The sequence below is a fragment of the Chitinophaga agrisoli genome, assembly GCF_008386695.1.
GTDB classification, from domain to species: domain Bacteria; phylum Bacteroidota; class Bacteroidia; order Chitinophagales; family Chitinophagaceae; genus Chitinophaga; species Chitinophaga agrisoli.
Genome location: NZ_VUOC01000004.1, coordinates 1,917,269 through 1,932,690, shown reverse-complemented (window position 1 = coordinate 1,932,690; position 15,422 = coordinate 1,917,269). Strand labels below are relative to the sequence as shown.

12 protein-coding genes and 1 pseudogene are annotated in these 15,422 nt (G+C 48.6%); 5 read left to right on the top strand and 8 right to left on the bottom strand.

Annotated features, from left to right (window positions below):
- Positions 1-32: 32 nt before the first annotated feature.
- Positions 33-3,362, top strand: coding sequence for a TonB-dependent receptor (locus F0L74_RS26795; RefSeq protein ID WP_149840978.1), 3,330 nt, complete (start codon positions 33-35; stop codon positions 3,360-3,362).
- Between the two features lie 116 nt (positions 3,363-3,478).
- On the opposite strand, the gene F0L74_RS26790 is transcribed toward F0L74_RS26795, so the two are convergent.
- From F0L74_RS26790 to F0L74_RS26760, 7 genes and pseudogenes are all read right to left on the bottom strand, one after another.
- Positions 3,479-4,063 carry an outer membrane beta-barrel protein gene (locus F0L74_RS26790; RefSeq protein ID WP_149840977.1) on the bottom strand — a complete coding sequence of 195 codons (585 nt, stop codon included), beginning with the start codon at positions 4,061-4,063 and terminating at the stop codon, positions 3,479-3,481.
- A 295-nt stretch (positions 4,064-4,358) separates the two neighbouring features.
- Positions 4,359-5,192 carry a helix-turn-helix domain-containing protein gene (locus F0L74_RS26785; RefSeq protein ID WP_149840976.1) on the bottom strand — a complete coding sequence of 278 codons (834 nt, stop codon included), beginning with the start codon at positions 5,190-5,192 and terminating at the stop codon, positions 4,359-4,361.
- A 10-nt stretch (positions 5,193-5,202) separates the two neighbouring features.
- Positions 5,203-5,934, bottom strand: coding sequence for an SDR family oxidoreductase (locus F0L74_RS26780; RefSeq protein ID WP_149840975.1), 732 nt, complete (start codon positions 5,932-5,934; stop codon positions 5,203-5,205).
- Between the two features lie 200 nt (positions 5,935-6,134).
- Positions 6,135-6,260 (bottom strand): annotated as a pseudogene (locus F0L74_RS26775) (two-component regulator propeller domain-containing protein); the annotation flags it as partial.
- Between the two features lie 61 nt (positions 6,261-6,321).
- Positions 6,322-6,969, bottom strand: coding sequence for a YceI family protein (locus F0L74_RS26770; RefSeq protein WP_149840973.1), 648 nt, complete (start codon positions 6,967-6,969; stop codon positions 6,322-6,324).
- Between the two features lie 46 nt (positions 6,970-7,015).
- Positions 7,016-8,065 (bottom strand): ligand-binding sensor domain-containing protein, encoded by a 1,050-nt coding sequence (locus tag F0L74_RS26765; protein ID WP_149840972.1) that lies wholly within the window; start codon positions 8,063-8,065, stop codon positions 7,016-7,018.
- 391 nt (positions 8,066-8,456) lie between these two features.
- Positions 8,457-10,217 (bottom strand): SGNH/GDSL hydrolase family protein, encoded by a 1,761-nt coding sequence (locus F0L74_RS26760; RefSeq protein WP_149840971.1) that lies wholly within the window; start codon positions 10,215-10,217, stop codon positions 8,457-8,459.
- A gap of 360 nt (positions 10,218-10,577) precedes the next feature.
- Between F0L74_RS26760 and F0L74_RS26755 the strand changes: the two genes are divergently transcribed.
- Positions 10,578-10,958: an iron chaperone gene (locus F0L74_RS26755; protein ID WP_149840970.1), complete on the top strand. Its 381-nt coding sequence runs from the start codon at positions 10,578-10,580 to the stop codon at positions 10,956-10,958.
- 2 nt (positions 10,959-10,960) lie between these two features.
- Here the strand turns inward: F0L74_RS26755 and F0L74_RS26750 are convergent, their stop codons facing one another.
- Entirely contained in the window at positions 10,961-11,890 is a 930-nt protein-coding gene (locus F0L74_RS26750; protein ID WP_149840969.1) for a helix-turn-helix domain-containing protein, read from the bottom strand.
- A gap of 73 nt (positions 11,891-11,963) precedes the next feature.
- Between F0L74_RS26750 and F0L74_RS26745 the strand changes: the two genes are divergently transcribed.
- The 3 genes from F0L74_RS26745 (at position 11,964) to F0L74_RS26735 (ending at position 15,403) form a co-directional block, all read left to right on the top strand.
- On the top strand, positions 11,964-13,379 hold the full coding sequence (locus F0L74_RS26745) for a sensor histidine kinase (protein ID WP_246197822.1): 1,416 nt from the start codon (positions 11,964-11,966) through the stop codon (positions 13,377-13,379).
- Between the two features lie 77 nt (positions 13,380-13,456).
- On the top strand, positions 13,457-15,121 hold the full coding sequence (locus F0L74_RS26740; protein ID WP_149840968.1) for an NAD(P)/FAD-dependent oxidoreductase: 1,665 nt from the start codon (positions 13,457-13,459) through the stop codon (positions 15,119-15,121).
- Positions 15,122-15,130: 9 nt separating this feature from the next.
- A complete protein-coding gene (locus tag F0L74_RS26735; protein WP_149840967.1) occupies positions 15,131-15,403 on the top strand; it encodes a UBP-type zinc finger domain-containing protein in 273 nt (90 codons plus the stop codon).
- Positions 15,404-15,422: the final 19 nt, after the last annotated feature.

Genomic DNA, 15,422 nt, shown 5'->3' with positions numbered 1-15,422 from the left:
ATCATTTGTTTACTTTTTTATACCAGTCAGAGATGAGTTATCATTTACCATTTATACGTTATGTGTGGATAGCATGTGTGGCGGTTTTATGCAGCTTGCTGTTCCGTATGCCCGTAATGGCGCAGGAAACAAGCGGCGGCCTCCGTGGTATGGTCAGGGATGCAAAAGGACAGCCCATCCCCGGCGCCATCGTAGTGGCGGTACATACCGCCTCCGGTACTAAATACGGTACCGCTGCCGGTAACGACGGCCGCTATAACCTGCCCGGCTTACGCATTGGCGGCCCTTACGCCATTGAAGTAAAGTTCCTGGGCATGAGCACAGAAAAACGCGCCATTCCCCAGGTAACACTGGGTGAGACCTTAACGCTGAACTTTGTGTTAGCAGATAATACTCAGGCATTGTCAGAAGTAGTGGTGAAAGGCCAGAAAAAAGGCCCTGCCGCAGATACCTACGGCGCAGGCCAGAATATCTCCCGTACGCAGATCAGCAACACACCTACCGCTAGCCGCAGTATTACAGATATTACCCGCCTGGTGCCGCAGGGCTCTAAAGACAACTCTTTTGGCGGCACCAACTTCCGTTATAATAACGTGACCATAGACGGCGCCATTAATAACGACGCCATCGGCTTTAGCCCGTCCATTGGCGGCCAAACAGGTACCTCCGGTATGCCGGGCTCCTCCACCCGTACCAACCCGGTATCCCTGGATGCGATCGAGGATATCCAGGTATTCCTGGCGCCCTATGATGTTAAGATCGGCAACTTCACCGGTGGTAGTGTAAACGCGGTTAGCCGTTCCGGTACCAACGAAGTACATGGCTCCATCTATGCCTATGGCCGCAACGCCACACTGGTAGGGCCGGATAATACGGGTACGGAAGCGCAGCACAAAATGCCCGGCGATTTTCACGAATACCAGACCGGTTTCCGCGTAGGCTTGCCTATTATCAAGGATAAACTCTTCTTCTTTACGAACGAAGAGATCACCCGCCGCCAGGATCCCGTGCTGCAAGTGGCTGGCAGTCCGGCAGCAGCGGGTATCCTGAGCAGGCAGGATGCGGAGAACATCCGTAAATATTCCGTAGCTGAGCTGGGCTTTGATCCCGGCGTCTATGACCAGTACAACAGTTATTCCCGGTCAGACAAATTCTTTAACCGCCTGGACTGGAATATCAATGACCGTAACCAGCTGGCCATACGTAACAATACGATCTTGTCCCAGGCCATCAACATGGAAAGGGACCAGTTCGATTTTCGTTTTGGCAGCATCGCTTACAAACAAACCAATAACCAGACCTCTACCGTAGCAGAGTTGAAAACACGGTTTAATAACCGGCTTTCCAACAATGCGGTAGTGGGTTTTACTGCTATTCACGATTACCGCGATCCGCTTAGTGATCCCGCTTTCCCCCAGGTGCAGATCGTAGGCCGCACGCCCGGCACTACCATCTTCTTTGGTACAGACCGCGAAGCCGCCATCTTTAACCAGAAGCAACGCACTATTGAGATCACGGATAACCTGGTCTACAACCTCGGTAAACACACCATTACCTTAGGTACGCATAACGAGCTGTATAAGATCACCTATGGTTTTGTGAACTCCTGGAATGGCCGCGTTACCTACCAAAGCATCAACGCCTTCCTGGCAAATAACCCGGAAAGGGTACAGGGCAACTATAATTACGCCAATAACAACCGTGATTATATCCTCAATAACCCGGGCGCCGTATTCAATATCAATTTCTACAGCGCCTATCTGCAGGATGAGTACCAGGTGAATGACCGCTTCCGGCTTACCTACGGCCTGCGTTTTGACCTGCAGGATGTGCCGCAGAAACAGGCCCTTGGCGATAAGACCCGCGAAGCGAATACCGATCCCTATTTCGGTAACACCTATACCTACACGCCGTTGAATAAGATCAGGCAGGAGTACCTGGGCATTGTACAGGCTTCCCCGCGTATCGGTTTCCGCTATGATTGGATGGGAGACCAGCGCCTGATACTCAGAGGCGGCGGAGGTATGTTCACTTCCCGTATTCCTTTCGCCTGGATAGGGTATGCGTTCTATAACACGGGCATTACCTATGGCGCCTATGACCAGAAATCAGACGGCAACCCGCCTTATGTGTTCAACGGCAACCCGTTGATCCATACGCCTGGCAGCGCGCCCGGTATTGCAGGATTTGCCGCCGCCAATGGCCAGGAAGTGACCAACTCCTATGCCGGCAAAACGCAGGTAGACGTAATTGATAATAGCTTCACCATGCCCAAAGTGCTGCGTGGCAGCCTGGCTATTGACTATAAGGATAACATCGGTTTGAAATACACACTGGAAGGGATTGTCACCAAAACCTTGAAGGATGTGATGTTCCGCCAGGTAAACCTGACGGACAATCCCTACTACATGAACTTTGATTCCGCTGCCCTATACCGCCGTCAGCCTATTTTCCCCGGACAGAGTAAGGACAATCCCTATTTTGCCAATGCCTATGAAATGAGCAACACCAGCGCCGGTTACCGCTACAGCATTACCGCCCAGGTAGCCGGTGATTTTAAAAGCGGGTTTGGCTTCTCTGCGGCTTACACCTATGGCCGGTCAAAAGATCTCGCTAATGGTATCCGTAACTCCATGGAGTCTAACTGGCAACTGAACCAGGCGCTGAATCCCAATAACCCGGAACTGGCTAATTCCAATTTCGATATCCGTCACCGCATCGTAGCTAATCTGTCTTATAATAAGGAATGGTCGCCCCGGTTCGTTAGCCATTTCTCCCTGTTGGTAACAGCGCAATCTGGTACGCCCTTTACCTATGGCTTTGTAAACTATACGCCGCAGAATACGCCCCAGCAGATAGGCCTGGCCTATATTCCTGCAAAAGGCGAAAGCATTAATTTCTTTGCGCCGCTGTATGCGGAGAACGGTCAGCTCATTGCTACCGCCGCAGACCAGGCAGCCGCTTTTGACCGTTTTGTGGATGGCAACAAATACCTGAGCAGCAGACGCGGTACCTTTACAGAACGTAATGAAGGCCGTACGCCCTGGAATAATAACGCGGACTTCCACTTTGCGCAGGACATCCGCTTTAACATCCACCAGCCCGCTGCAAAACAGCACACCTTTACGCTGTCGCTGGATATCCTGAACCTCACCAACCTGGTGAATAAGAACTGGGGCTGGGTGTATTTCTCCCCCAACACCTATAACTCTACGGCCAGCGTAGGCCTGCAGCCTTATATCCCTGGCCGTAGCTCGCAGGGCTATCCGCTGTACCAGTTCACGGATCCCGGTAAGCCTTATTCAGTAGATCCCTTTGCATCCCGCTGGCAGATGCAGCTGGGCGGAAGATATACTTTCTAACACATCATAAAAAAGGCATCGCGCAAGCGGTGCCTTTCTCTTATAAAACAAAGCCTCCGGTAGCTGCTGCTACCGGAGGCAAGTTGTTATTAGTATTTCCTTAACCTATGTATGGTTTACAATCCAAAAGCATACGCAACACGCAGTCCTATCACATTGTTGGATGATCCACCATCTGCAAATTTACCATAACCTTCAAACTTAACGCCTGCATCCAGGTAGCTGCCGCCAGCCAGGTGGAACAGGTAACCAACCTGCGGTGTATATACGAACACAGCAGATTTGTCTAAACCAAGATCGCTCTTGTTAGTCAGGAACGCAGCGCCTGCCTGTGCCTGTACGTACAGGTTAGCAACCGGGTAGTACTTCAGACCAGCCTTTACGGGCAGCATCTGCAGGTCCGGTACGGAAATACCGCCAATACCCAGATCTTTACCCATGTAGCTGGAGTAACCGGCATTCAGCGTTACATACAGGTCCCTTTTCAGGATAGCGTAATCGCCCTGTACAGAACCACCAATAGACCAGTCATATGCATCTTTAAAATCGCCCAGGGGAAGGTTTGCTTCGGGTCCTGCGCTTAAGATCAGTCGGGGTCTTTCCTGGGTTGTTTTTTTAGCTGCATCCTGTGCCTGAGAAGTGAAGGTAAAACCGGCTAAAAGTGCCAGTGCGAGAATGCCTGTCTTAATTGTCTTTTTCATCGTCTGTTGATTTTTAATACTTACGAAACGTTTAATCGTAATTGTTTTCGTTTGTTAACACAAAATTAAAACACCGGCTATAACTGGCCTATGCCAATATGGAGGAGAAAAAGACCAATTCTTCGGAACAAGTAGAAAAACTATGCTTATCGGGTTGTAATTCAATTACTTATATAAGGGAAAAGAGGTTGTTGTTTTTAAAGGGGCGTGTTTGATACCAGCGATCTGGGAACGGGAATTACCGGAAGGGACATACGGTAGGCGAGGGGTTAAGTGCATCTGGCATCGCCATCCGTTAGGGTTTGTCACGCAAGAAATGTTTGCCTGAAACCTGCGAGGGTAAAATATTAAACTCCTGTTTAAAGCTCCTGGAGAAATGAGCAAGGTCTTCGAAACCTAATGATAAATATATATCTGATGCTTTACTATTGTGCTGCAATAGCTGGTAAGCCGCCTGTAGCCTCCGTTTACGCAGCCAGGTGGTGGCTTTCATACCATATATATCCAGGAAATCCCTTTGAAACGTTGATATACTCCGGCCGCTTAACTCCGCAAATTTGCTGATGGGAATATTAAAACGGAAGTTCCTTTCCATAAACGTGGCCAGATCAGGCTTCACGTATTTTTCCTTTTTAAATAACCAGGTAAATAAATGGTCACCCTGTTCCAGCAGCGCGTGTATCGTTTCTTTCAGCTTACTGTTAAGCAGCGCCGGTCCGGGCGCATAATTGTTTTTATGGTAGCTGATCAAAGATTGTAGCAGCCCTTCCAGGGCTGGTTTAGGCGCCAATACCAATACAGGATCAGGCGCCAGCGTACCTGGAATTGGCTCCGGAAGCTGTTCAGAGACAATATATTCCTGCAGCAGTTCACCACCAAGCAGGATAAAGAGCATTTGATAACGGCCACCTGTTACAGGCGGCCGTTTTTCACATTTCACGAGATGATTTTTCCTGATCAGCAAAGTAGTTCCTTTGCCATAAATATTTTCTCCATCTGCATCCTGCATGCTAAGCGTCCCCTCCGTAATATGGCAAAGCACATGGTCGCGCATATACTCCTCCTCCGCACGGTGAACCAGGGTACCGGAAAAATAAAAGATTGATTCAACAGGCTTAGGCAGTTCCATAAAAGCAAATTTATATCGGTTGGTCGATCGGCCGGATCAACAGGTCGTTAACGGCCACATTTCCCGGCTGACTGATCGCGTAGATGAAAGCGTCGGCAATGGCGGCTGCATCCAGCTGGGACCATTTGCCATAAGTTTCCAGCATCTCAAATACCTTTTTACTGGTGATGTCACGCCCTAATTCAGTTGTAACCGATCCGGGATAAATGGTGGTCACCTTTATCTTTCCGGCCAGCTCCTGCCGCAAGGTATCCATTATCGCCCGTACGGCAAACTTGGTGCTGCCATACACCCCTCCGGAGGGAAAGGTTTTCCATCCTCCGATAGACGAAGTAGCAACGATATGACCATTACCGTTTTTCAGCATATGCGGCAACACGGAATGAATACCATACAGAACGCCCTTAATATTAATGTCGATCATGCGTTCCCATTCATCTACCTTGCCTTCTTCAAAAAAAGATAACGGCATAATAGCTGCATTATTCCAGAACACATCAATCGTTCCAAAATTGGCAATGGTCCTGGCCACCAGTTGGTCTACTTCATCCCGTTTGCTAACATCCGCCTGTACGGCCAGAAAATTATTGCCCAGTTCTGCCACCAGTTCATCTAACCGGTCTTTCCTCCTTGCCGCCAATATTACTTTGGCGCCGGTACCCTGCAGTTTTCTCGCTGTTGCCGCTCCCATGCCGCTGCTGGCGCCTGTAATTACAATTACTTTGTCCTTCAGATTGTTCATCGTCTGTTTTTTATGCAAAATTCGCCGGTAATGGCTACCGGCGCTAGACTCAAACGGTCAATCTGGTTGCCTCAAATGGTCAGCTGCCCGGATAATGCATAAATAGGAAGGGAGCGTATATTAAGTCAAAAACAAATATTTGAACAGAAAAATGTACTGCCTGAAGGATAATTCCATCTTAAAATTGTCTGCAATACACATTATTGCTGACCGGCTGCACTTCTAAAATCCGTGATGGTCTTTCCATCATAACGATGCACGCCACCTCCGGTGCCAAACCAAATAATGCCGGCGCTATCTTCATAAATAGCCATAACCCGGTTATTAGCAAGTCCCTCCCTGGTAGTGAAATGGTAATTAGGATTTCAAAGACCTACAATCGCTTGTTTATTGCTTTGCTACGATCTTAACCTGGAATTCAATGGAATCCGAAATAGTTCTATCAGCTAAATTATCATAGAACTTTCCTGAATTATAACGGACATCCCATTTTGTTCGATCAATTACCAGCTTACCCTTCGCTTTGACAATTTTGTCCTTAACTTCCATTTCAGCTGGAAAATTAACCGGGTGTGTGATACCTTTAATGGTTAGGTTCCCTGTAACATGCGTACTCTCACCATTTATTGAATCAATACTGGTAATTTCGATTGTAGAAAAAGGGAATTTTTTAACATCAAAAAAATCAGGATTTTTTAAGTGATTAATAAGGTTATTATCACTCCTGTGATCTTCACCCTCAATTGTGCTCATGTCTATTTCAACCGTACCGCCCATAAGTTGACCGTTGCCGATCATTAATTCTCCTTTTGATATATAAACGTACCCTGTGTGCGCCCCCTTGGCACTTGAACCTTTCCATGTTACAACACTTTCCTTTGTATCTATTATAAAATATCTTTCATCCCCGGCATGTAAGGATAAGGAGCTTGCCGATGCGCTCTTTTTATTTTCTCCTGTTGCAGGTCCACCACAACCGGAGAATAAATGAGCAATAATTAAAATTAAGTAAGCGCTTGATAGCTTGTTGTTCATACTATAGGATTACGTTGATTAATAATGATTGAGAAATGATGACACATTAATGCTGAGCCTCTTTACTTTTAAAGTCTGTGATGGTCTTTCCATCATAACGATATACTCCCTTAAAAGATCCGAACCAGATACTTCCATCGTTAGCTTCCAGAAGCCCCAAAAGACCTGGTTGTCCTGACATGATTTCGGTTACGGCAGGTTTTTCGTTGTACAAGGATTGGTGATCATAACGGGAAAGTGCCCAGGCGTCCCTTCCGGAGTTATCCCGCAGATGTTGACCTAACGAGGCATTGCTGCCAGTAGTCCAGATGTTTCCTTTTTTATCTTCGATTATAGCATAAGCTCCCCGCTGCGATACCTTAGTAAAGGTGCTGCCGTCATAACGCCAAAGGCCACTAACGTCACCAAACCAAATATTGCCTTTTTTATCTTCGATTATTGACCAAACGTTTTTAAACGTTTTGCCATCTTTATTTTTTAAAACGGTAAATATTTTTCCATCATAAACGAACATATTTTCTCCTTGTGCGCCAAACCAAAGCTTACCGGTTTTATCTTCAAGGAGTAAACGAATACTGTTACTGGGAAACCCATCTTTTGTGGTAAAATTTCGAAAAGATTTCCCATCGTAACGGCTTGCTCCGAACCAAATATTACCGGCTCTATCTTCATAAATATGAAGCGCCAAATTACTGGCAAGCCCATCCTTTGTTGTAAAATGCTTAAACGTTTGCCCATTGTAACAATAAACACCCGAATCTTTGGAAGCGAACCAAAGGTTTCCTTTTCTGTCTTCCAGAACATCCCAGAAGCTGGAGACGCGGGGCGGGCTTATTTTATTTGTTAGATTAGTAAAAGATATTCCATCGTATCGAAACACGCCTAAGTAAGAAGCAATCAAAATGTTTCCGTTCCTATCTTGCTTTACATTCCGGACCATACTCATAGGCGCCTTGGAGGTGTCCGCCTCTTTGAGTTGAGACCCGGAGTAGAGTCCTTTACTGATATTATCTTGTGGTACTTTCGTTTGGCTTTGTCCACAGGAACTGCAAAAAACAAACATAAAGAACAAAGTATAGATGAATACGTATTTCATAATTTTTTCTATTTAATTATAGGCAACAGGAACACTGCCAGACCTATCTGCTGCATTACTTTTAGACATCGGGCTGGTAAACGACATTCTTAACGCCAGGTTGCTACGGAGCCTGTGCAGATGAGTGAATTAGTCCTGTGAGCATAATGAGCAGGCTTTTCAAAACGGTTCCTTTATTTTTCATATCCTGTTAAAGTTTGATACAGCGAACCTACTCTAATCCTTTCAGCTTCAGGGGTTAGGATTGTAAATTAAAATGTAAAACTTTGTAAATTATTGTAAATACAGTGCCGCAGACCTTAGAACCCGTTGTCTAAGATCACACGATAGTCCACCATCCTTTATACAGCTAAACTAAAGGTCTCATAGCAGGGAAACGCTCCCCCTCGTATTACAATTTCAGCAATCGTAACCGGTGCTGCCCCTGGTTAATAATGATCATATATACGCCCGGCCGCCAATGATCCGTGCTTAACCTGTTATTGCCAGTATTAAGATTACGGTATATCAACTCGCCATTCATATCATACACTTCAATCCGGAATGATTGACCGGCCAGCCCTTTAATATATACCGCTCCGCGTGCTGGATTAGGATATAACATCGGATCGGGACCTGATAATAACGGCTCACCGGCTTGCTTGCTTAAGCCTTGGTTTTTGAAATGACTGTTCACCATAAACGGTGTGATCTGCTGCAGGCTATTCAGCGCGCACACGCTATCGGGGATAAATTTACCTTGTACCCGCTCAAACAGGATCCGGTGCCCGGCCGCATTCAGCTCTACGCCATTGCCGCTGTTGTAATCAGCTAATATATAACCATTCGCATCTCCCAGCCCGGTCCAGAAATCAATGGCTTTATTACCAAAGTATTTGTTGATAGTATCCCGCATTTGAAGCAGCCGGCCTGCCGCTGCATATCCCAGGTTGCTGCGCGGTTGCGGAGTACCCACCCATAGCGGAATATTGCTTTGCGCTGCGGCGGCTTTCAATGCCAGGTAATTGGCTGTTTGTTTGGCCAGCGGAAAGCCCCTGGCTTCATCGCTATGCGGCATATTAATAATGATCACATCCGGATCCAGCGCAATAGCCCGGGTAATATTATTGTTGGGATCTACGGCAAACGTGGCGCCGTTGATCGTATAGGAAGGCGTACCCGTTGGCAGTATGCTCTGTGTTACAAACTCCCCGCGCGATAAATTAATGATGGTATCCTGCGCATTATGGGTCTGCTTCAGATACCGTTGATAACGGAACACCCAGGCGCTGTCCCGGTTGGACAGCCCATTACCCCAGGCGGTAGAAGAGCCTAATACAACAATACGCAGGGGCGCGGTGCAGACAGGCGGGGTACCGGTAGTATCCGTAGGTGGCGTGGTAGTAGTATCTGTAGGCGGAGTGGTAGTAGTATCTGTTGGTGGGGTGGTAGTAGTATCTGTTGGCGGGTTAGTATTGGCGCACAGCGTATCCGGTATATATTCGCTTACCACTCGTTCAAACAATATCCGCTGGCCCGCGGCATTAAAATGTACATCATCCCCGCTGTTGTAAGCTGGCACGATATAACCGTTAGACTGCGCCAGCGTGGTCCAGAAATCAATGGCCTTACTGCCAAAGTATTGGTTGATGGTATCCCGCATTTGCTGCAGCCGGCCCGCTGCTGCATATCCCAGGTTGCCCCGCGGCTGTGTGGTGCTCACCCATAGAGGGATATTGTTTTGCGCCGCCACCTGTTTTAACCGGAGATAGTTAGCCGTTTGCACCGCTAGTGGAAAGCCCCTGGCTTCATCATTGGTAGGCATATTAATGATGATAGCATCCGGCTGCAGCGCAATGGCCCGGTTAATATTATGTGTGCTATCCACCCGGAAAGTAATGCCAAACACGGTATACGCCGCCGTGCCCGTAGGCTGTATCTCATGCGTGGTAAACCCGCCAATGGCCAGGTTGATAATAGTGTCTGCCGGGTGGTGATTTTGTTTCAGATACCGTTGATAGCGGAATACCCAGGCGCTGTCCCGGTCGGGCAGCCCATTGCCCCAGGCGGTAGAAGAGCCCAGCACTACAATACGGATAGGGGTATTACATGATTGGGCATAGCTATAGCAGCTGGCTACTAAGAGGGAAAATAACAGTAAAACGCGTTTCATGGAAACTAAGCTTGAAAGGTTGATAAAAAGGGGTTTCAACTCATTCAGCAGGGGTATGCGGTATAGGGCAGAGGGTATGCGGTATAGGGGACTACAGATATTACTTTAATGGTTACAACCACAGGTACAGGTACACTAAATATGCCAGCAAAGATAAGCGGATACGCATAACGGTGGCATTACGCGATCGGATATCTTATACTTTAATTACTAATATTCTTTTATATGTCTAATGCCGCCTGACTATATTGTCGCATTCTCCCACCCATAATGTCATTTTCAGGTACCATCCCTTATAAAATGACCACGTAGCTTTGTAATATCCAAAGCTGTATGTATTCACCGCAAAAAATTGATGTGATGGACAATCGTACAAAAAACGCAAAGCCAGCCAGCATCGGCGAATATATCGCCGGCTTTCCTCCAGAAGTTCAACAGGCGCTGGAACAGGTACGTGCTACCATCAGGAAAACAGTGCCGGATGCGCAGGAAGCTATCAGGTATGCGATGCCCACTTTCATCCACCAGGGCCACAACCTTGTCCACTTTGCGGCATTTAAGCGCCATATCGGCTTTTATCCGGCGCCTACCGGCAATAAATCATTTGAAGCAGCGCTTGCGGGGTATAAAACAGGCAGGGGCTCCGTACAATTCCCACTGGATAAACCCATGCCATTGGAGCTGATTGTGAGGATCACGGAATATGAGATCCGGCGATGGGAACAAAAGAAAAAGATTTAGGACTACACCGCTACCGCATCCCCTCTGAACTGCGTAGGCCTTACCCCCGCAAAATGTTTAAAGAACCGGCTAAAATGCGAGCTGGTATCAAAATTCAGTTGATCTGCTATCTCCTTAACGCTATACGCCGCAGTGCTCAACAGATACTGCGCCTCCAGGTAGATCCGCTTATGGATCACATGCAGCGCTGTTTCCCCGGTTTCATGCTTTACCTGCTCGCTCAGATGTTTGGCGGTTACATGCAACAGGTCCGCATACTGCTGTACCGTACGTATGGTCAGGAAATGTTCTTCTACCAGTTTGCGGAATGCTGTCGTTAGCTGAAAAGGCCGTCCCGCATGCCGTACTGGCTGTAACAGGGTCTTACCCTGTGCGCGGTCTACTTCATACAGCAGCTCCACCACCAGCAACCGTACCATCTGCAGGTAATGCGGGCGGGCATGCTGGTATTCCCGTTCTATTTTGGTGAAGAGTTCCAGCACTGCGGCAAACTCCTGCTCATCCAGGTGGTAGAGTGGGGGATAGGCGGGGTTCAGCTCCAGCAGGCTGTCTACAATATGATCTTTGATAAATGTGTTGGCGATAAAATCCTTTTTAAACAGGATCATATACAACAACAGGTCGTCGGAAGCATCCTCAAAGGAGTGAAAATCGCGGGGGGTGATAATATGGATGGTATGTGGGGTTACTTCAAATGTAAAAGGGCCGGCGGTTTTCTGGCAACGGCCCCGCATACACAGCACGAGCGCAAAATGATCGGTCTTGATAGGAGCGCCCCGTTTAAGGCCGCCCTCCTGGCTCAGTATGGCAAAATCGCCCGCAGGCAGGGCACACATGGTGTCATCTTCGCCAAAGCCTTTCCATTGTTTTCTCGATGGCAGGTAATACCTGATCGTATTGGAAATATCCAGTCTTACTGCTTCCTTGTTCATGTTCGTTTGATCCTTACAGCCAATAAATTGCTCGCAAATTTAAGTAACTTTAAGTCAGCGAAATGTCACCAAAATGAGTCAGATGAACCCGGTTACCGTCGAATGGCTGCAATCCATTAATGCAATTAAGGATGTACCCGCCCCACAATTACAATGGTTTATAGATAACAGTGAGCACTATATTGTGCCTGCCGGCGGCTTCATTTTCGAAGAGGAAACGCCGGCCAACCGTACCATCGTTATCATAGCAGGCCGGGTACGGTTATACTGGATGCAGGGCAACGAAGCGCGGGAAGTGGCCGTGCTTGAGCCAAAGGCCATTACCGGCTACCTCCCCTTTTCCCGGGCTGTAGTGGCAAATGTGAATGGGGAAGCCCAGGAAGATACAGAGGTCCTTTGCATGCCCAAGGATAAATTGTACGAGGCCGTCCGCCTGCATTTTGAGCTCACCCAGGCCCTGGTACATATCATGTCAGACCGTGTACGGGCTACTACCTCGTATGAGCAGCAACATGAAAAGATGATGGCGCTGGGCAAACTCTCTGCTGGCCTGGCCCATGAGCTCAATAACCCGGCTACCGCCATTATAAGGGGCGCAACCTCCTTAAAACAGCACCTTAAACTGGTGCCGGAAACCTTTAAATCCATTATGGCCATCCGTATGACGGTAGAGCAGGTGGATTCCGTGAACCACCACCTCTTTGCCATCCTGCAGCAAACAGAAAGGCCCACCCTTACGCTTATGCAACGTTCAGAAAGGGAGGATGAGCTGATTGACTGGCTGGATGGGTACAAAGTAGATAACGCCATGGAGATCGCGGAGAACATGGTGGATTTTGGCTTTACCGTGCAGCACCTGGATGAGTTTAAGGACAATATCCCGGATGCCAGCCTCTCCGCCGTATTTAACTGGATCAATGAGAACCTGGTCACAGAAAGGATGGTAACGGACATTGAAGACGCCTCCCGCCGTATAGAATCCCTTGTAAAATCCGTGAAGGTGTTCACGCATATGGATAAGGGCCATGATAAACAGCTCACAGATGTGCATAGCGGTATCCAGAATACCCTGGTGCTCCTGCAGCACCGCCTGCGCAAAGGCAATATAGAGCTGGTGGAGCATTATGATACTACGCTGCCACCCATCCAGGCCTATGTAGGGGAGCTGAACCAGGTATGGACCAATCTTATTGACAATGCCCTGGACGCCATGGAGCCGCAACACAAAGGCGTACTGGAAATACATACGGAAAAAGACGGCAACAACTGTATCAAAGTATCCGTGATCGATAGCGGCCCCGGTGTGCCGGCAGATATCCAGTCGCAGGTATTTAATCCCTTCTTTACCACCAAAGAGATAGGCAAAGGCACCGGCCTGGGCCTGGATATAGTACAACGCATTGTGATCACTCAGCATAAGGGCACTGTAAAGCTGAGCTCAGTGCCCGGCCGTACGCAGTTTTCAGTATCCCTGCCCATCAGGGGATGAAAGCAGCCGGGATATATGCGCGCGAAATTGTAATTTTCCGCCGCGGGAACATGTCAACTTAAACCGTAGTCAACACAATGGATCAACCTTTAATTTTCTGTATTGATGATGATGCGCAGGTGCTGCGCGCCATCGTTCGTGACCTTAGGACCCAATATCGCAACCAATATAGGATCATCAGCACTACCGTGGTGCATGAAGCGCTGGATAGCCTGCTGGAGCTCAAGAATAAAGGCGAGACCATCGCCATGTTCATCTCCGATCAGCGTATGCCGGAAATGGAAGGCGTTGCTTTCCTGGAGAAGGCCATGCAGTTCTACCCGGAAGCCCGCCGCGTGCTGCTTACCGCCTATTCAGATACCGATGCCGCCATCAGGGCCATCAACAGCGTACAGCTGGACTATTACCTGGTAAAGCCTTGGGCGCCGCCGGAAGAAAAGCTGTACCCCGTGCTGGACGAGCTGCTGGAAGATTGGCAAACCATCTATCACCCGGAGTTCCGGGGCATTAAAGTGGTAGGTTACCAGTTCTCCCAGCAGTCGCATGCCATTAAAGACTTCCTGGCCGGCAACCTGATCCCGTACCAATGGCTGGATATCCAGGCCATGGACGAGGCGCCCCGCCTGCTGGAACTGAACGGCCTTACCGTACAGGACCTGCCGGTGGTGTTTTATGAGGATGGCTCCCACACCGTAAAACCAAACATCCGTGAGCTGGCAGGCAAAGTGGGCCTGAACCCCCAGGTAAAACATGATGTATATGATGTGGTGATCATTGGCGCAGGCCCCGCAGGACTGGCAGCCGGCGTATACGGCGCATCAGAAGGGTTAAAGACATTGCTGGTGGAAAGACGCGCTCCCGGCGGACAGGCAGGTACCAGCTCCCGTATAGAGAACTACCTGGGCTTCCCTACGGGGTTAAGCGGGGCAGAGCTTACCCGCCGCGCCATTGCGCAGGCTACCCGTTTAGGCACGGAGTTCATTACGCCGCAATCCGTAAAAGATATACAACAACAGGATGGATATAATAAGATCATCCTGGAAGATGATACGGTGATCAATACACGCGCGGTGATCATCACCACTGGCGTGGATTACCGCAAGCTGGAAACCAAAGGTATCTCTGACTTTACCGGCGCAGGCATCTACTACGGCGCCGCTATGACAGAAGCCACGGCCTGCAAAGACAAGGAAGTATACATCGTTGGCGGCGGCAATTCCGCCGGTCAGGCCGCCATGTATCTCTCCCGCTTTGCCAAAAATGTGTATATCATCATCCGTAAGGATGATCTCACCAGCACAATGTCCGCCTACCTGATAGACCAGATCAACGGCGCCTCCAATATCAGCCTGCTGCCCCGCACAGAGATCGCGGAAGCCAAAGGCTGCGAAAAACTGGAAGAGCTGGTGCTCATTACCATAGACACGAAGGAGACCAGCACCCGCCCGGCAGACGCCCTGTATGTTTTCATAGGCGCCAGACCCTTTACAGATTGGATAGCCTTGAACATCATCAAGGACGATAAAGGCTTTATCGAAACCGGCCGCGACCTGAAAAGCTATCCTAACTTTAACAAGATCTGGAAGCAGCAGCGCGATCCGTATATGCTGGAAACCAGCTGCCCCGGCATCTTTGCCGCCGGTGATGTGCGCGCCCGTGCCATGAACAGGGTAGCCGCCGCCGTGGGCGAGGGCTCTATGGCTATCAGTTTTGTACATAAATATCTGGCAGAAGTAAAATAATATATCCATATGGCACAACAGGACCTTTGTAAACATCTCACCGCCCTCAAGGAGATCGTCACCGCAGAAAAATATGAGTGCGAAGAATGTGTAAAACACAACGGCAGCTGGGTGCACCTCCGCACCTGCCAAACCTGTGGCGTTACCCTCTGCTGCAATGATTCCCCGGCACAGCATATGTCGCAACACCAGCATCAGTCAGGCCACCCGGTCATATCTTCTGCGGAGCCGGGAGAGCGCTGGGTATGGTGCATGAAGGATGATGTATTTGCAGAATATTAATATAAGATTTAAACTATAT

What these genes read in the sequence shown, in the direction of transcription:
- F0L74_RS26795 (WP_149840978.1), top strand. Translation starts at nt 33, where the DNA reads ATGAGTTATCATTTACCATTTATACGTTATGTGTGGATAGCATGTGTG.
- F0L74_RS26790 (WP_149840977.1), bottom strand. Translation starts at nt 4,063, where the DNA reads ATGAAAAAGACAATTAAGACAGGCATTCTCGCACTGGCACTTTTAGCC.
- F0L74_RS26785 (WP_149840976.1), bottom strand. Translation starts at nt 5,192, where the DNA reads ATGGAACTGCCTAAGCCTGTTGAATCAATCTTTTATTTTTCCGGTACC.
- F0L74_RS26780 (WP_149840975.1), bottom strand. Translation starts at nt 5,934, where the DNA reads ATGAACAATCTGAAGGACAAAGTAATTGTAATTACAGGCGCCAGCAGC.
- F0L74_RS26770 (WP_149840973.1), bottom strand. Translation starts at nt 6,969, where the DNA reads ATGAACAACAAGCTATCAAGCGCTTACTTAATTTTAATTATTGCTCAT.
- F0L74_RS26765 (WP_149840972.1), bottom strand. Translation starts at nt 8,065, where the DNA reads ATGAAATACGTATTCATCTATACTTTGTTCTTTATGTTTGTTTTTTGC.
- F0L74_RS26760 (WP_149840971.1), bottom strand. Translation starts at nt 10,217, where the DNA reads ATGAAACGCGTTTTACTGTTATTTTCCCTCTTAGTAGCCAGCTGCTAT.
- F0L74_RS26755 (WP_149840970.1), top strand. Translation starts at nt 10,578, where the DNA reads ATGGACAATCGTACAAAAAACGCAAAGCCAGCCAGCATCGGCGAATAT.
- F0L74_RS26750 (WP_149840969.1), bottom strand. Translation starts at nt 11,890, where the DNA reads ATGAACAAGGAAGCAGTAAGACTGGATATTTCCAATACGATCAGGTAT.
- F0L74_RS26745 (WP_246197822.1), top strand. Translation starts at nt 11,964, where the DNA reads ATGAGTCAGATGAACCCGGTTACCGTCGAATGGCTGCAATCCATTAAT.
- F0L74_RS26740 (WP_149840968.1), top strand. Translation starts at nt 13,457, where the DNA reads ATGGATCAACCTTTAATTTTCTGTATTGATGATGATGCGCAGGTGCTG.
- F0L74_RS26735 (WP_149840967.1), top strand. Translation starts at nt 15,131, where the DNA reads ATGGCACAACAGGACCTTTGTAAACATCTCACCGCCCTCAAGGAGATC.